17 protein-coding genes and 1 pseudogene are annotated in these 15,127 nt (G+C 65.7%); 7 read left to right on the top strand and 11 right to left on the bottom strand.

The annotated features are described in order from the left end of the window. Positions 1-32 precede the first annotated feature (32 nt). The 4 genes from AAID08_RS05025 (at position 33) to minE (ending at position 3,037) form a co-directional block, all read left to right on the top strand. Positions 33-764, top strand: coding sequence for an IclR family transcriptional regulator (locus AAID08_RS05025; RefSeq protein WP_064522726.1), 732 nt, complete (start codon positions 33-35; stop codon positions 762-764). Between the two features lie 90 nt (positions 765-854). Then, a complete protein-coding gene (gene minC, locus AAID08_RS05020; RefSeq protein ID WP_395757419.1) occupies positions 855-1,772 on the top strand; it encodes a septum site-determining protein MinC in 918 nt (305 codons plus the stop codon). Between the two features lie 188 nt (positions 1,773-1,960). Next, on the top strand, positions 1,961-2,776 hold the full coding sequence (gene minD, locus AAID08_RS05015) for a septum site-determining protein MinD (protein WP_006388978.1): 816 nt from the start codon (positions 1,961-1,963) through the stop codon (positions 2,774-2,776). Between the two features lie 3 nt (positions 2,777-2,779). After that, the gene (gene minE / locus AAID08_RS05010; protein WP_006393143.1) at positions 2,780-3,037 is read left to right on the top strand and encodes a cell division topological specificity factor MinE; all 258 of its coding nucleotides are present in this window, start codon (positions 2,780-2,782) and stop codon (positions 3,035-3,037) included. A gap of 98 nt (positions 3,038-3,135) precedes the next feature. Here the strand turns inward: minE and AAID08_RS05005 are convergent, their stop codons facing one another. The 7 genes from AAID08_RS05005 to ettA form a co-directional block, all read right to left on the bottom strand. Continuing rightward, a complete protein-coding gene (locus tag AAID08_RS05005) occupies positions 3,136-4,125 on the bottom strand; it encodes an IS3 family transposase (RefSeq protein ID WP_395757799.1) in 990 nt (329 codons plus the stop codon). Continuing rightward, entirely contained in the window at positions 4,091-4,513 is a 423-nt protein-coding gene (locus tag AAID08_RS05000; protein WP_395757418.1) for a helix-turn-helix domain-containing protein, read from the bottom strand. The genes AAID08_RS05005 and AAID08_RS05000 overlap by 35 nt, the downstream gene beginning before the upstream one ends. Before the next feature lie 86 nt (positions 4,514-4,599). Beyond that, positions 4,600-4,824, bottom strand: a complete 225-nt coding sequence (locus AAID08_RS04995) for a glycine zipper 2TM domain-containing protein (protein WP_006388976.1) — start codon at positions 4,822-4,824, stop codon at positions 4,600-4,602. A 190-nt stretch (positions 4,825-5,014) separates the two neighbouring features. Continuing rightward, positions 5,015-5,548: an isochorismatase family protein gene (locus AAID08_RS04990; protein WP_064522723.1), complete on the bottom strand. Its 534-nt coding sequence runs from the start codon at positions 5,546-5,548 to the stop codon at positions 5,015-5,017. A gap of 67 nt (positions 5,549-5,615) precedes the next feature. After that, the gene (locus AAID08_RS04985) at positions 5,616-5,993 is read right to left on the bottom strand and encodes a type II toxin-antitoxin system VapC family toxin (RefSeq protein ID WP_372416451.1); all 378 of its coding nucleotides are present in this window, start codon (positions 5,991-5,993) and stop codon (positions 5,616-5,618) included. Beyond that, complete coding sequence (locus AAID08_RS04980; protein WP_194957033.1) at positions 5,980-6,255, bottom strand: type II toxin-antitoxin system VapB family antitoxin; 276 nt, start codon at positions 6,253-6,255, stop codon at positions 5,980-5,982. The genes AAID08_RS04985 and AAID08_RS04980 overlap by 14 nt, the downstream gene beginning before the upstream one ends. A gap of 58 nt (positions 6,256-6,313) precedes the next feature. Next, entirely contained in the window at positions 6,314-7,987 is a 1,674-nt protein-coding gene (ettA, locus tag AAID08_RS04975; protein ID WP_175168413.1) for an energy-dependent translational throttle protein EttA, read from the bottom strand. A gap of 106 nt (positions 7,988-8,093) precedes the next feature. Between ettA and AAID08_RS04970 the strand changes: the two genes are divergently transcribed. Beyond that, a complete protein-coding gene (locus AAID08_RS04970; RefSeq protein ID WP_395757417.1) occupies positions 8,094-8,957 on the top strand; it encodes an aminoglycoside N(3)-acetyltransferase in 864 nt (287 codons plus the stop codon). Between the two features lie 13 nt (positions 8,958-8,970). Here the strand turns inward: AAID08_RS04970 and AAID08_RS04965 are convergent, their stop codons facing one another. Beyond that, positions 8,971-9,897, bottom strand: coding sequence for a DMT family transporter (locus tag AAID08_RS04965; RefSeq protein ID WP_372416458.1), 927 nt, complete (start codon positions 9,895-9,897; stop codon positions 8,971-8,973). Positions 9,898-9,995: 98 nt separating this feature from the next. Between AAID08_RS04965 and AAID08_RS04960 the strand changes: the two genes are divergently transcribed. Further along, positions 9,996-10,784, top strand: a complete 789-nt coding sequence (locus AAID08_RS04960; protein ID WP_116793227.1) for a helix-turn-helix transcriptional regulator — start codon at positions 9,996-9,998, stop codon at positions 10,782-10,784. A gap of 110 nt (positions 10,785-10,894) precedes the next feature. Further along, positions 10,895-11,407: a hypothetical protein gene (locus tag AAID08_RS04955; protein ID WP_395757416.1), complete on the top strand. Its 513-nt coding sequence runs from the start codon at positions 10,895-10,897 to the stop codon at positions 11,405-11,407. A 365-nt stretch (positions 11,408-11,772) separates the two neighbouring features. On the opposite strand, the pseudogene AAID08_RS04950 reads toward AAID08_RS04955, so the two are convergent. The 3 genes and pseudogenes from AAID08_RS04950 to AAID08_RS04940 all read right to left on the bottom strand — a co-directional run bounded on the left by AAID08_RS04950 (position 11,773) and on the right by AAID08_RS04940 (position 15,095). Then, a pseudogene (locus AAID08_RS04950) lies at positions 11,773-12,758 on the bottom strand (IS110 family transposase). Between the two features lie 364 nt (positions 12,759-13,122). Beyond that, a complete protein-coding gene (locus AAID08_RS04945) occupies positions 13,123-14,118 on the bottom strand; it encodes an ABC transporter ATP-binding protein (RefSeq protein WP_054501791.1) in 996 nt (331 codons plus the stop codon). Next, positions 14,115-15,095, bottom strand: coding sequence for an ABC transporter ATP-binding protein (locus AAID08_RS04940; RefSeq protein ID WP_054416502.1), 981 nt, complete (start codon positions 15,093-15,095; stop codon positions 14,115-14,117). Before AAID08_RS04940 ends, AAID08_RS04945 begins: the two co-directional genes overlap by 4 nt. Positions 15,096-15,127: the final 32 nt, after the last annotated feature.

The raw sequence follows: 15,127 nt of genomic DNA, 5'->3' as shown, positions 1-15,127 counted from the left end.
TCAACCCTGCCTGCCCGAAAGGCCGTTTCGCCATGCCGAGAAAAGCCAGCCAGCCCTCCCTCGCCGACCAGCACGCCGCGCCCGGCGGCGCCGCCGCGGTCGATCGCGCGCTGTCGGTGCTGTCCGCCTTCCGCGCGGGCGACGCCTCGCTGTCGCTGGCGGAACTGGCCGAGCGCACCCAGCTCTACAAGAGCACCGTGCTGCGCCTGCTGGCCTCGCTGGAACATGGCCGCCTGGTGCAGCGCACGGCGGATGGCCAATACGCACTGGGCGCGGAGATCGCGCGGCTGCACGCCGTGTATGCGGCGTCGTTCTCGCTGGAAGGGGTGGTGATGCCGGTGCTGCGGGAACTGACCCGCGTGACCCGCGAAAGCGCCGCGTTCCACGTGCGCCAGGGCGACCATCGCCTGTGCCTGTATCGGGTGGATTCGCCGCAGCCGGTGCGCGACCACATCAAGGCCGGCGACCTGCTGCCGCTGGAACGGGGCGCGGGCGGACGCGTGCTGATGGCCTTCGCCGGCGCGGCCGGCGAGCCGTACGAGACCATCCGCCACAGCGGCGTGGTCGTGCTGGAGGGCGACCGCATGCCCGAGTTGTCCGGCATCTCGGCGCCGGTCTTCAATGAAACGGGCGCCCTGGCCGGCGCCGTCACGCTGACCATGCCGACGCCTCGGCTGCAACGCGAGCATGCTGCGCTGGTGGTGGCCGCCGCCGCCGAAGCCACCCGCAACCTGGGGGGTTTTTACCCTTGGCCGACCGATTGAACGGGGCCTGGGCGGGTTATCATGCCCGACATTCCGCAGACGGTTGCGCGCGCCCCTTCCCGGCGCCCCGAGCCGCCAGCCCCAACCAAGATGAACACTGAATCCCTAGCCCTGGACTTCAAGAGCGCCACCCTGTATGCGATCCGGGTGGTCCTGCACAGTGCCGACCCCGAACGCCTGAACGCCGCGCTGGCCAAGCGCATGGCCGACGCCGGCAGCTTCTTCGAGAATGAACCCGTGGTGATCGACGCCAGCCGCGTCGAGGACGCCATCGACTGGGCCGCGCTGGTCGCCGCCTTGCGCGGGCACAACCTGCCCCCTATCGGCGTGGTGGCCGAAGGCGCCAACCTGGCCGCGGCCCGCGCCGCCGGCCTGACGCCGGTGGAGCTGTCGACCCCGGCCGCGCGTCCGACACAGGTGATCGACACCGCGCCGCCCAACGACGTCGCCACGCCGGTGCCGTCGGTGCCGGCCGCCGCCGTCGAGATCGCGCCCGCCCCCACGCCCGCCGCCGAAGCGCCGGCCGATAAGGCAACGGAAAAGGCAACCGAAAAGACGGCCGATCAATCCGCGGACAAGACTGCCGGCAAACCCGCCGCCGAGCCGCTGCCCGAGCGCGCCGCCGCCAGCACCACGTCGGCGCCGAGCCCGACGCCGGCCGCGCCGCAATCGTCGTCGGCGCTGGTCATCACCCGGCCGCTGCGTTCCGGCCAGCGCGTCTACGCGCGCCACACCGACCTGGTCGTGATCGGCATGGTCAGCCAGGGCGCCGAGGTCATCGCCGATGGCAACGTGCATGTGTACGGACCGCTGCGCGGCAAGGCCATGGCCGGCGCGCGCGGCGACACGTCGGCACGCATCTTCACCACGCACCTGGATGCCGAGTTGCTGGCCGTGGCCGGCGTGTACCGCGTGGTCGAAGACAAGCTCGACCGCTCGCTGCACAACCAGCCCGCGCTGGTACGGCTGGATGGCGACACCCTGCGCATCGAGGCCCTGAAAGCCTGAGATGCCCTGCCCGGGATCCATGCCGGCCGGACTGGCGCAAGACCGCGCCAGCGCGAAACGGTCCTGCAACGCAATACTCTGTCAGTCTCGAACGGGCCGTGCCCGTTCAACACATTCTGTAAGAAGCCTTACACGGGCTTTTTGCTTTACGATAACGCGATTTATTCGAACATAAGGGTTTGATCGTCATGACACGCATTGTTGTGGTGACTTCCGGCAAAGGCGGCGTGGGTAAAACCACGACGAGCGCCAGTTTTTCCGCGGGCCTCGCGATGCGGGGCCACAAGACCGCTGTCATCGACTTCGACGTCGGCCTGCGCAACCTCGACCTCATCATGGGCTGCGAGCGTCGCGTGGTGTATGACTTCGTCAATGTGATCCAGGGCGAAGCCACGCTGAACCAGGCGTTGATCAAGGACAAGCAGCTTGAAAACCTGTTCATCCTGCCCGCCTCGCAGACGCGCGACAAGGACGCGCTGACGCAGGAAGGCGTGGAAAAGGTCATCAACGACCTGAAGGAAATGGGCTTCGACTACATCGTCTGCGATTCGCCCGCCGGCATCGAGACGGGCGCGCTGATGGCGGCCTATTTCGCCGACGACGCGCTGGTCGTGACCAACCCCGAAGTCTCGTCGGTGCGCGACTCCGACCGCATCCTGGGCATCCTGGCGGCCAAGTCCAAGCGCGCCGTCGAGGGCGGCGAGCCGGTCAAGGAATTCCTGCTGCTCACGCGCTACAACCCCAAGCGCGTGGTCGACGGCGAAATGCTGTCGCTGGGCGACATCGAGGACATCCTGCGCATCAAGCTGATCGGCGTCATCCCCGAGTCCGAAGCCGTGCTGCAGGCCTCGAACCAGGGCCTGCCCGCCATCCACCTGAAAGATACCGACGTGTCCGAGGCCTACAAGGACGTCGTGGCCCGCTACCTGGGCGAAGACAAGGCCCTGCGCTTTACCGACTACGAAAAGCCGGGTTTTCTGAAACGCCTGTTCGGAGGCAAGTAAGCAATGTCCTTCCTGTCGTTTCTGCTTGGTCAAAAGAAAACATCCGCTTCCGTCGCCAAGGAACGGTTGCAGATCATCCTGGCCCACGAGCGGGGCCGTGGCGATTCGCCCGACTACCTGCCGCAGTTGCAGCAGGAACTGATCGCCGTGATCTCGAAATACGTGAAAATCAACCCCGAGGACATCAAGGTGCACCTGGAACGCCAGGACACCCTCGAAGTGCTCGAGGTCAAGATCGAGATGCCGCAAAGCGAGTCCTGACGCGTTCTCCGCGCGCCGCTGGCCGGCGCCGGATGCGCGCGCAACGCACGCAAAAAAACGCCCGGCGATGAACTGACCCCCAGAAGTTGGACAGTCAGCTAAAGCCCGAAGGCCTGAGCTCGGTATTGCACCGGGCTCAGGCCTTTTAGCTTGAGCTTGATGCGATCGTGATTGTAGTAACGGATGTACTGTCGAATGCCGGCTTGCAACTGCTCGATGCTTTCGAAGCGATTCAAGTGGAAGAACTCAGCCTTGAGCGTGCCGAAGAAGCTTTCCATAGCGGCATTGTCCAGGCAGTTTCCCTTGCGTGACATGCTTTGCGTCACCGATCTATCTGCCAGCATCCGCCTGTAGTTCTGCTGCTGGTACTGCCAGCCCTGATCGGAGTGCAGCACTGGACGCTCCGTCGGCAGCAGCCGCGCCAGCGCCTTCTTCAGCATGCTGCCCACGAGCTTGAACACCGGCCGGCGGCTGGTCTCGTAGGCCACGATCTCGCCGTTGTATAGGTCCATCACCGGCGACAGGTACAGCTTCTCGCCTCGTACGTTGAACTCGGTCACATCGGTGACCCACTTTTGGTTCGGACGCGCCGCCTCGAAGTCGCGCGCCAACACGTTGGCCGCCACGTGGTGTGATTGGCCTCGGTAGGACCGGTACTTCTTGGCGCGCACCAGCGACTTCAAGCCTAGCGCCTGCATCAGCTTCTGCACGGTCTTGTGGTTCACTAGCTCACCGGCCTGGCGCAAGACCGCCGTAATCCGGCGGTAGCCGTAGCGGCCCTTGTGACGGGCGTAGACCGCGCTGATGCGCTGCTTGAGCTCGGCGTACGGGTCCACGGCTCCGAACGACTTCAGGTGGTAATAAAACGTGCTGCGCGACAGCTTGGCGACGCGTAGCAGTAGTGCCAGCGGATGCTTGGGCCTTAATCCTTGGACCACTTGCGCTTTCCAACCAGCGCCCGGGTCTTCTCCGCTTCGATCAAGGCCTTCATTTTTTTTAGGTAATCGTTCTCCGCGCGCAGATAGGCCAGCTCTTGCTCGAGTTCTTCCTTGGTCATGTCCTTGGACACCGGCTCTGGGGGTACTTATGCGGCATGCTTGCTCCTCGGCGCTTGCGCGCCAGCGCCTCTATACCCCCAGCATCATACTGGGCGCGCCATTTCGTAATGTGCCCTGTATGACGAATCCCCAGCAACACCGCTGCCTGCGTGTCCGACAGACCTTCGCGCCGGATCTTGATCAGCACCGATTGTTTGAAGGCCGCGCTGTACGAGCCAGATTGCCTGCGCAACCCGTTAACGCCATGCGCTCGAAAACTCCCGACCCAGCGCCGCACCATTGAGTGCGGCACTTCGTATCGGCGCGCCACCGATTTGAAGCCGTCCGTGCCTTGCAGGTACGCCTGCACCACTTTGATCTTGAATTGCTCTTCATACTTCGCCATGTAAAAACCCCCGAAGGTCGGATCAATATCCAACTTTCGGGGGTCAGTTCACGATGCCGGGCGTTTTTGCGTGTGGGCTCGGCACGCCAGCCGACGCTGGCGACTGCCTCGTCCGCGGCTTAGTGCTTGCCCACCTGATCGCCGATGACGCCACCGATGGCGGCGCCACCCACCGTGCCGAGAATGCCGCCGTTGGTGATGACGGCACCCGCCACACCGCCGAGCGCCGCACCGCCCACCGTGCTTTTCTGGCGATGGCTCATGCTGTCCCACGACGAGCAACCCGCCATGGCCGCGGCCATGGCAACAGCGACACAGATTTTGGAAAGAGATGCGATTTTCATGATGAGGCTCCTATTCTTGTCCCCGGGGTCGCACCAAGATCCAGACGCGAGCGCACGATGCCCCTTGTGGGTTTAGAGCCTTCAGGATCGCAAAATATCCCGCCCCGCGCTGTGAAGTTTGCCCAGGAATTGTGTCAAACGGCGAGGGAATCCTTGCGCTTCCCAGGGACAGTGTTGCTGGAACGGGCCGCTATTTGACCAGACGTAACACGTCGCGGAAGCGTGCATGCTCGCAAGTCTCCAGCCACTCGAAAATGGCCATTTCCGACGTGACGATCTCGGCGCCGTGGGCGCGCGCGCGGCGCAGCGCGGCATGATGGTCGGATGGCTTGCGCGAGCCCGCCGCGTCGGCCACCAGCACCGCCTTGTAGCCCAGCTCGGTCAAACCGATGACGGTCTGCAACACGCAGATGTGGGCTTCGCAGCCGGTCACCAGGACCGTCTTGCGCGCCGCCGGCAGCCAGGCCTCGAAGCCACGCTCGCGCGCGGCGGAGAAGTGCATCTTCTGGAACGTGGACTGCACCAGTTCGGCCAGCGGCGCCACCGTGACGCCCAGCATCTTGCTGTGATGTTCCGTCGCGACCACGGGCACATCCAGCAGCCGAGCGGCCCGCGCCAGCTTGGCGTTGGCCGCCAACACCGCGTCGCCGTCGTGGATCACGGGCATCAGGCGGCCCTGCATGTCGACGATGAGCAGCGTGGAATCGGAGGCTTGCAGCAGCATGGGAGGTCTCCTGAGGTTGAAGGCGGTATCGACGATACGGTATGACCATCACGCCAAACCGCTTCATTCAATGATATCTCGGGGGATCAACCGCCAGGCTCAAGGTGTTGGCGAGTGCCCGCAGCCGTTTGTCCCTGGTCCATAGCGCAGCGCCAGGTGTCAGTCGCGTGGACGCCAACAAGTGTAAATCCACATAGCCGATGCCCTTTCCAAACAATTTCGCGCTATGAAGAAAGTGCATGACTTCGTCATGACTCGCACGCACGACTTGAGGCAATAGCGACATCGCACCCAATACGACATCACGTCGGCCCAACGAACCCAGCGCCAATTCACCCGCGATGAACGGGTGCATCAATACACTTTCTTCCTCGAGCAAGCGCACCAGATATGGCTCGCCGTCGGATAAATGGTCTATCCAGATGGAAGTGTCAACCAGGATCATTGCAGGTTTCCGTCTGCCGCCGCGGGATAGGCTTCAACTTGGGCGAACTACCACCAAGCTTGGCCAACCGCTTCGCGGCCTCTTTCTGCACGAGCTGGGTCAACGCTCGCGTTACGAGCGCCGATGTCTCCTGGACGCCCGTATAGGTACGGGCCAATTCGAGCAGGTCGTCATCGAGCGTCACAGTCGTGCGCACACTGGCCTCCTTGCAATGATTGGAGCAAAAATTCGCATCAAATGATGAACTTTTTGATTCTATCATCCGAAAAAAAATCCCGGCGCGCAATGGCCGGGATTTTCGGACCGCCTGGCAGGCCGGCTTACTTCAGCGCCTTGTAGCGCAGGCGCTTGGGCTTGGCGCCCTCTTCGCCCAGGCGGCGCTTCTTGTCGGCTTCGTACTCCTGGTAGTTGCCGTCGAAGAACACCACTTGCGAATCGCCCTCGAAAGCCAGGATGTGCGTGGCGATACGGTCCAGGAACCAGCGATCGTGGCTGATGACCATGACGCTGCCGGGGAACTCCAGCAGCGCGTCTTCCAGCGCGCGCAGCGTTTCGACGTCGAGGTCGTTGGACGGTTCGTCCAGCAGCAGCACGTTGCCGCCGGCGATCAGCGTCTTGGCCATGTGCAGGCGGCCGCGTTCACCGCCCGACAGTTGGCCGACCACCTTGTTCTGGTCGCCGCCCTTGAAGTTGAAGCGGCCCAGGTAGGCGCGCGAGGACATCTCGAACTTGCCCACGGTGATCACGTCGGCGCCGTCGGCGACCGCGTCGAACACGGTCTTCTTGTCTTCGAGCGCGTCGCGCGACTGGTCGACGTAGGCCAGCTTGACGGTCTGGCCGATCTTCACTTCGCCCGAATCCGGTTGCTCGCGGCCCGCGATCATGCGGAACAGCGTCGATTTACCGGCGCCGTTGGCGCCGATGATGCCGACGATGGCGCCAGCCGGAATCTTGAAGCTGAGGTTGTCGATCAGCAGGCGGTCGCCGTAGGCCTTGCTGACGTTGTTGAACTCGATGACCTCGTTGCCCAGGCGCTCACCCACCGGAATGAAGATTTCCTGGGTCTCGTTGCGCTTCTGGTATTCATAGGACGACAGTTCCTCGAAGCGGGCCAGGCGCGCCTTGGCCTTGGCCTGGCGGCCCTTCGGGTTCTGGCGCACCCACTCCAGTTCCTTCTTGATGGTCTTCTGGCGGGCCGATTCGGAAGCCTCTTCCTGCTTGAGGCGGTCTTCCTTCTGCTCCAGCCACGAGCTGTAGTTGCCCTTCCAGGGAATGCCGTAGCCGCGGTCCAGTTCGAGGATCCATTCGGCGGCGTTGTCCAGGAAGTAGCGATCGTGGGTCACGCCCACGACGGTGCCCGGGAACTTGTGCAGGAACTGTTCCAGCCACTCGACGCTTTCGGCATCCAGGTGGTTGGTGGGTTCGTCCAGCAGCAGCATGTCGGGCTTGGACAGCAGCAGGCGGCACAGCGCCACGCGGCGCTTTTCACCGCCGGACAGGTTGCCGACGATGGCATCCCAGGGCGGCAGGCGCAGCGCGTCGGCGGCGATTTCCATCTGGTGTTCGATGTCGTCGGCGCCGCTGGAGGCGGCGGCCGCGATGATGGCTTCCAGCTCGGCCTGTTCGGCGGCCAGCGCGTCGAAGTCGGCATCGGGCTCGGCGTAGGCCGCGTAGACCTCGTCCAGGCGCTTCTTGGCGGTGACCACCGCGCCCAGGCCTTCCTCAACCGCCTGGCGCACCGTGTGCTCGGGGTTGAGCTGCGGCTCCTGCGGCAGGTAGCCGATGTTCAGGCCCGGCATGGGGATGGCTTCGCCTTCGATCTCGCGATCCACGCCCGCCATGATCTTCAGCAGCGTCGACTTGCCCGAGCCGTTCAGGCCCAGCACGCCGATCTTGGCGCCAGGAAAAAACGAAAGCGAGATGTCACGCAGGATCTGCCGCTTGGGCGGCACGATCTTGCCGACGCGGTTCATGGTGTAGACGTATTGGGCCATGGGCTCGTATAGGGAAAGAAAGCTGATGAATCGCTGATTGTAGGCCGGAACCCGGACAGGCGTGCGGGCGGGGTCCGCGCGCGGGTGGCAAGGCTATATTTACGGCTTGTGTCCGTTCCATGACGCCTTTCGCGGCGCCCTGCCCACCCCGATGACCGAAGCCGACCTGCTGGCCCGCACCCCGTTTCCCGCCACCCGCGACAGCCTCGCGGCGCAATTGCGCGAGGGCGGCCTGCGCCCCGGCGCCACGGTGCTCGTGCACACCTCGCTGCGCGCCCTGGGCTGGATCGCGGGCGGTCCCGTGGCGCTGATCCAGGCCTTGCTCGATTGCGTCGGTTCCGACGGCCTGGTGGCGATGCCGGCGCACTCCTCCGACCTGACCGATCCCGCGCAATGGCAGGCGCCGCCGGTGCCGGCCGCCTGGCTGGACACCCTGTGCGAGCACATGCCGGCCTACGATCCCGCCATCACGCCCACGCGTGGCATGGGCGCGGTGGCCGAACTGTTCCGCACCTGGCCCGGCGCCGTGCGCAGCCTGCATCCCACCTGCTCGTTCGCGGCCGTCGGCGCCGGCGCCGACGCGCTGACCGCCAACCACCGGCTGGACGACCCGCTGGGCGAAACCTCGCCGCTGGCAAAGCTGCTGCGCGCCGACGCCGAGATCCTGCTGCTGGGCGTCGGCTTTGACGTCTGCACCATGCTGCACCTGGCCGAACAACGCGCCTGGCCGACACGGCCGCGCCAGCCCGAGGCCTCGCCCATCATCGAGCACGGCCGGCGTGTCTGGAAGCGTTATGACCAGCCCGCGCTGCTCGACTCCGACCATTTCCTGCCGGTCGGCCAGTCGTTGATCGACGCCGAACTGGCGCGGCGCTTCGCGCTGGGCGCGGGCCACGGCCTGCGCGTGCCGGCCAGGGTGGCGGTGGAACACGCCCTGCGGTACTGGCACGGCAAGCCCGTGCCCGACTGAGGCGCGTGGCGCCCTACGAGGTTGCCCGCGCGCGGCGGGCCCCGGCGAAGGGCGCCCGCATCTGCGCCAGCATCACGCCGGCCAGCGCCATCGCGCCGCCGACAATGTGGAACAGGTGCGGTTTCTCGTCCAGGAACAGCGCCGCGATCGCCACCGTGGCCACCGGCATCAGGTTCAGGAACACGCTGGCGCGGGCCGGCCCCAGGTGGCGCACGCCCTGCATCCACAGGAACGGCGCGAACAGCGACGGGAACAGGCCGGCATACAGCACCAGCGGCAGATTATCGCCATTGAGCGGCGAGGCCGGCGCCATCAGAAAGGCGGGCAACTGGAACAGCACGCCGAACGCCACCTGCACGTACAGCGACACCCATGGCCCGGCCGGCAAACCCCAGCGCCGCAGCAGCACGCCGTACAGCGCGTAGGCCAACGCCGCCACGCCCATCAGCACATCGCCATGGTTCGCGCCCACCGACAACAGGCGCGCCGGATCGCCTTCGCCGATCAGCAACGCCAGCCCCGCCAGCGACAGCAGGCCGCCCAGCAGCGCCATCAGGGAGGGACGCTCGCGCAACACCACGGCGCCGACCGCGATGGTCAGCAACGGAATCATCGCGGTGATGATGCCCATGTTGGTGGCAGTGGTGCTGCCGGCCGCGACGTAGGCCAGGCCCTGGTACAACGCCATGCCCAGGCCGCCCAGCACCGCGAACTTGGGCAGGTACGGCCACAGCGCGCGCCGCTGGCGCCAGGCGGCCGGCAGCGCGAACGGCGTCAGCAGCAGCCCCGCCAGCGCCCAGCGGTAAAAGCCGATGGCGGCCGGCGCGATCACGCCGGCCGCCATCTTGGTCACGATCATGTTGACCGACCAGATCAGCGCCGCCAGCAGCGGGAACAGCAGATAGCGGGCGGGAGTGGGCGAAACATCGGCGCGCGTCATGGGGATAAAACCAAAAGCAGATAACGGCCGGCCAGTGTAGGACCTGTCCGACTCACTGTATATAATGAAAAACCGACAACCACCAGTGAACTTCGGACATGGACCTCGCCGCCGCCCCGCCCAGCCTTGGCCCGGGCCGCCCCTATCCGCTGGCCTGCCGCATCCTGCACTTCCTGCCGCACTCGCGCATACAGCGCCACAGCTCGCCCTGGGGCGAACTGAATTTCGCCCTGTCCGGCATCATGGAAATCGGCATCGAGGACAGCACCTACCTGTCGCCGCCCCACTACGCCATCTGGATACCGCCGCACGTCTCGCACTGCTGCCAGAACCAGGGGGAAGTGCACTACGCCTGCATCGACATCCCGGCCGCCGCCTGCGCCGACCTGCCCGCCAGGCCTTGCACGCTGGAGATCAGTCCCGTCATGCGCGCCATTCTGGCCGACTTCGAACGGCGCGGCATCGCCTATCCAGATACGCCGGACGACCGGCGCCTGGCGCAAGTGGTCATCGACCAGATCCGCGTCGCCCCGGTCTACGCCAGCTACCTGCCGTCCACGACCGAACCCGTGCTGGCCCCCATCCTGACCGCCCTGCAGCGCCAGCCCGGCGACAAGCGCGGCGCCGCCTACTGGGCCGCCACCGCCGGCATCACCGAACGCACCCTCCTGCGCCACTGCCAGCAACACCTGGGCATGTCGTTCAACGAGTGGCGCCAACGCTTGCGCGTGGTCAGCGCGCTGGAAATGCTCGACGCCGGCCAGTCAGTACAGGTGGTATCGCGCGAACTCGGCTACAGCACGCCGTCCGCCTTCATCGCCATGTTCCAGCGCCTGACCGGCCAGTCACCCGACAGCGCCCGCAAGCGCGCCCCGGCGGCCGCCTGAAGGCCGCGTAATCCAAGCGCCCGATGCAAGCCGCGCGCGATCGCGAGACAATAGCGTCTGCATTTTCTTCGTAACGCCGTCCCCGCGGCATCATCGCGCCAGGAACCCCCATGTCCGCCTCCGCCACGCCCCCGCCTTCCCTGACCCACTTCAGCGCGACCGAGCTGGACATGCTCGCCAAGACCGCCGACGCCCTCAGCGCCTACCTGGGCAAGCCCGTCCTGGCCGAAGTGGTGCTGGGCGAAGAAGGCACCGAATGGGTCACCTATGGCGTGCCCATTGACGAAAACGCCGAGCCCGACGAAGAACAGACCCACGTCCAGCTCGGCGGCCCCGGCGCCCGCCTGCTCGGCAACCGCGGCGGCCTGCCCCCGACCGGCGACGACACCTACGACTGCCTCTACCTCTGGGCCATCCAGATCTCGCTGAACGAAGGCGAACGCTTCATCAAGCTCGACCACGACGGCGAGGAATCCGCCTGGTCCGACAACCTGGAAGATGTCCTGCCCTTCGCCCTGACCGAGGAACCCCTGCCCGACCCGGATGAGGAAGACGACGACGAGGACGAGGACGACGCCCACGACCACGCTCACGACCACAACGATCCGGGTCACCGCCACTGAACCGGAAGGCAGGCGGCAGGCCCCAATGAGCCGCCCGCCACCAAGCAAAAAGGGCTTCCCAAAAGAAGCCCTTTGCCAAAACCACTCTCCCGCGACACCGCCCCGCCAAAAAAGCGGGCAAGCGAGCAAGCCAGCACCACCTCGACGCCCCACCCCTCAGACGCTGCAACGGGCCGCCCGCGCGGCCCCGTTGCAGCTGCCCCGCAAGACCCTCTCCCCCCACGACGGTGCCGGCAAACACGCCAAGCACACCAGTCGCCCCAGCACCCGTCATGAGCCGCTGACGCAAGTCTGTCGCGGCGGGCGGCGGGGTGTGCGGGGCGTGTAGATGCGCCCAAGGGAATCCGTAGATACCGTCTTGGCCGTCAAGTAGAAAAAGCGTAGTCAGGTCTGTAAGGCTGCCGCGTCTTGAGCACACCGAAGCACAGATGTACCACCTTGCGCATGCAAGCACCCAGCGCCGACATCTTGGTCTTGCCCGCCGCCAGCAGCCGTTGATATAACGCCCGCACATGGGGGTTGTGTTTGGAAGCAACAACGCCGGCCATATACACCTTGGCCCGTACATCAGCGGGACCTGCCTTGGACATGCGGCTGCGCCCGCGTAGCGACGTGCCCGACTGTCTCCGCACCGGCACCAGGCCTAGATATGCCGCCAGATCCTCGGCGCACTTGAACTGGTGCATGCGCATCACTCGCAGCATGGTTCTGGCCACCTTCGGGCCGACCCCGGGGATGGAGGACAACAGCTTGGTGTCGTCCTTCAGGTCAGGGTGCCGGTCGATGTGGTCATCGATGGCCTTCTCCAGGCGAGCGATCTCCTTGTCATAGAAGCTCAGGGTGTCACTGATCGAACGCTCCACCAGCTCCGAGGCCGAACTGGCCTCGATCTTCTCTTGGCGGTTCATCGTGCGCAGCCGATCCTTGGACAGCGCGTCCAGCTGGGTAATCAAGGCGCGTAGCTCGCGCACATGTGCCGGCGGGGCTGCCAAGCACCAGGCCTCATCGCCACGCCATAACGAGCCAACACCAGGCTATCGAGTGCATCTGTCTTGGAGCGCATCGCCATTGCCCGACTGAAGTCGTGCACGCTGGCCGGGTTGGCGATCGACACCGCGATGCCGCCGTCATGCAGCGTCGTGGCGGCCTGCTCGTGATACGGGCCCGTGGCTTCCAGCACGGCATGGGCCTGGTCGGCTCCCACCCCGTGCTTGGCGCACCATCGAACCAGTTCGTGCACTCCGTCCCGACTATTAGGCACAACCTTGCTCTTGCGCTTGTCGTTCTCTGGATCCAGCAACAACGTGCAGTCCAGCTTCAGCTTGGAGACATCAATACCCAGATAGATCATCGTTCATACCCCCTCATACAAGAAAGTATGCCAACTGCGCCCACTTACCTTGTGCATGCAGGGTCAATCAGCCCTAGGCTACCGTCCAGTGTCCGCGATGGCGTCAGAGGTGAGAGACAGGGGTTTGGTCTACGGAACAGGGTTAAGTCCCTCGGGAGCCAAAGAAACTCACCTGCCTCTCATGGAATGGTAGCTAACCATCCCAGGGATCAAGATACAAGGGAGCCGAAGGCGGACGAGGATGACGCAGGGGCAGTCCGGAGCGAAGGCTCCGGACCGCAATCGTAGCCCCGCACACCCCGCCGACCGCCGCGACAGACGCCTCAAGAACCCAAACAACCCGCAGGACTAAGACAGCAAAAGATCACCCCGCAATCCGCCCCTCCTCCACCGCATGGCAAGCCACCACCGCCCCCCCCGCCATCCGCCCCACCGGCGCCTCCCCCCTGCACCGCTCATTCGCATGCGGACACCGAGGATGAAACGTGCACCCCGACGGCGGATTCAACGGATTCGGCACTTCCCCCGCCACTGCAGTGCGCGGCTTGCCGGCCCCATCGATATCCGGAATCGCCGCCAGCAGCATCCGCGTATATGGATGCCGCGGCCGCGCGAACAGCTCATCGCGCGGCGCCACCTCCACCATCCGCCCCAGGTACATCACCCCGACCCGATCGGCCACGTGATGCACCACCGCCAGATTGTGCGAGATGAACAGATAGGTCAGCCCCAGCTCGCGCTGCAGGTCCTTCATCAGGTTCAGCACCTGCGCCTGCACCGACACATCCAGCGCCGAGGTCGGCTCGTCGCACACCAGGAACTCCGGATTCACCGCCAGCGCCCGCGCGATCGAAATCCGCTGGCGCTGCCCACCCGAGAACTGGTGCGGATAGCGGCCCTGGTCGGCCGGATCCAGCCCCACCTGACGGAGCAGCTCGCCGACTCGCGCCGTGCGCTCGGCCGGCGTCATCTTCGTGTGCGTCAGCATCGGCTCGGCGATGATACGGCCGACGCGCCAGCGCGGATTCAGGCTCGCGTACGGATCCTGGAAAATCATCTGCAGCCGCTTGCGCAGCTCGCGCCCGCCCGGCTCCGCCATGCGCGACAGCGGCTGGCCGTCGAAACGGATATCGCCGCGCGTCAGCCCATACAGCCCCACCAGCATGCGCGCCACCGTCGACTTGCCGCAGCCCGACTCGCCCACCAGCGCCAGGGTCTCGCCGCGATTGATCTCGAACGACACGCCATCGACCGCGCGCAGCATCACCCGCGGCTTGCCCGCCAGCTTGCGCTCCAGCCAGGGCGGCGACACATCGAACCAGCGCGCCGCGTCCTTCACCTGCACCAACGGCGTGCTCATGGCGTCACCTCGACTTCGCTTTCATGCAACCAACAGGCCGCTCGGGACGTGCCCGCCGGCATCAATTCAGGCCGATCCTGGCCGCAACGCGGCAGGCGCCGCCCGCAACGCGGATTGAAGGCACAGCCCGGAGGAATCGCGTTCAGCCGCGGCATGCTGCCGTCGATCTGCACCAGCCGCTCGGCATGTCCTTGCAGCGACGGGATCGATCCCATCAGCCCCATCGTGTACGGATGGCGCGGCTGGTGGATGACGTCGCGCACGGGGCCGATCTCGGCCACGCGTCCCGCGTACATCACCGCCACCCGGTCCGCCGTTTCCGCGATCACGCCCATGTCGTGCGTGATCAGCATCACCGCCGTGCCCTGCTCGCGGCACAGGCGCTTGAGCAGCTCGATGATCTGCGCCTGGATCGACACGTCCAGCGCCGTGGTCGGCTCGTCCGCCACCACCAGCTTGGGCTCGGCCGCCAGCGCCAGCGCGATCACCACGCGCTGGCGCATGCCGCCCGAGAACTGGTGCGGGTAGTGATCGATGCGCTCGCGCGCCGCCGGGATGCCGGTGGCCGCCAGCAGCTCGACCGCGCGGTTGCGCGCCTGCGACCAGCTCATGTCCAGATGCGTCACGATGGTCTCGGCCAGTTGCCGGCCCACCGTGTACAGCGGATTCAGGGAGGTCAGCGGGTCCTGGAACACCGCGCCGATCTCGCGGCCGCGCACGCGGCGCATCTGCTCGTCGGGCAGGTTGTCGATGCGCCGGCCCGCCAGCAGGATCTCGCCGCCGGCGATGCGGCCAGGCGGTTCCAGCAGGCCGATGATGGACGCGCCGGTCAGCGACTTGCCGGCGCCCGATTCCCCCACCACGCCCAGGACTTCGCCCGCCTGGATCGAAAAGGACACGTCGTCCAGGGCCAGCAGCGTGCCGCGACGCGTGGGGAACTCCACGCGCAGGTTGCGGACTTCAAGTAATGCGCTCATAGGTATTTCTCAAATTCGTGTTCCACGTACAG

The sequence above is a fragment of the Achromobacter sp. EB05 genome, from assembly GCF_044232075.1.
In the GTDB taxonomy this organism is placed as follows: domain Bacteria; phylum Pseudomonadota; class Gammaproteobacteria; order Burkholderiales; family Burkholderiaceae_B; genus Achromobacter; species Achromobacter dolens.
Note: the sequence above shows the minus strand (reverse complement) of the source record. Positions and strands in the feature narration are given on the sequence as shown.

Excerpts from the sequence above, each read along its gene's own strand:
- AAID08_RS04965 (WP_372416458.1), bottom strand. The coding sequence starts at position 9,897 with ATGACGCGCGCCGATGTTTCGCCCACTCCCGCCCGCTATCTGCTGTTC.
- AAID08_RS05025 (WP_064522726.1), top strand. The coding sequence starts at position 33 with ATGCCGAGAAAAGCCAGCCAGCCCTCCCTCGCCGACCAGCACGCCGCG.
- AAID08_RS04980 (WP_194957033.1), bottom strand. The coding sequence starts at position 6,255 with ATGATAGAATCAAAAAGTTCATCATTTGATGCGAATTTTTGCTCCAAT.
- AAID08_RS04990 (WP_064522723.1), bottom strand. The coding sequence starts at position 5,548 with ATGCTGCTGCAAGCCTCCGATTCCACGCTGCTCATCGTCGACATGCAG.
- minD (WP_006388978.1), top strand. The coding sequence starts at position 1,961 with ATGACACGCATTGTTGTGGTGACTTCCGGCAAAGGCGGCGTGGGTAAA.
- minC (WP_395757419.1), top strand. The coding sequence starts at position 855 with ATGAACACTGAATCCCTAGCCCTGGACTTCAAGAGCGCCACCCTGTAT.
- minE (WP_006393143.1), top strand. The coding sequence starts at position 2,780 with ATGTCCTTCCTGTCGTTTCTGCTTGGTCAAAAGAAAACATCCGCTTCC.
- AAID08_RS04940 (WP_054416502.1), bottom strand. The coding sequence starts at position 15,095 with ATGAGCGCATTACTTGAAGTCCGCAACCTGCGCGTGGAGTTCCCCACG.
- AAID08_RS04985 (WP_372416451.1), bottom strand. The coding sequence starts at position 5,993 with ATGATCCTGGTTGACACTTCCATCTGGATAGACCATTTATCCGACGGC.
- AAID08_RS04995 (WP_006388976.1), bottom strand. The coding sequence starts at position 4,824 with ATGAAAATCGCATCTCTTTCCAAAATCTGTGTCGCTGTTGCCATGGCC.
- AAID08_RS04955 (WP_395757416.1), top strand. The coding sequence starts at position 10,895 with ATGTCCGCCTCCGCCACGCCCCCGCCTTCCCTGACCCACTTCAGCGCG.
- AAID08_RS04945 (WP_054501791.1), bottom strand. The coding sequence starts at position 14,118 with ATGAGCACGCCGTTGGTGCAGGTGAAGGACGCGGCGCGCTGGTTCGAT.
- ettA (WP_175168413.1), bottom strand. The coding sequence starts at position 7,987 with ATGGCCCAATACGTCTACACCATGAACCGCGTCGGCAAGATCGTGCCG.
- AAID08_RS04960 (WP_116793227.1), top strand. The coding sequence starts at position 9,996 with ATGGACCTCGCCGCCGCCCCGCCCAGCCTTGGCCCGGGCCGCCCCTAT.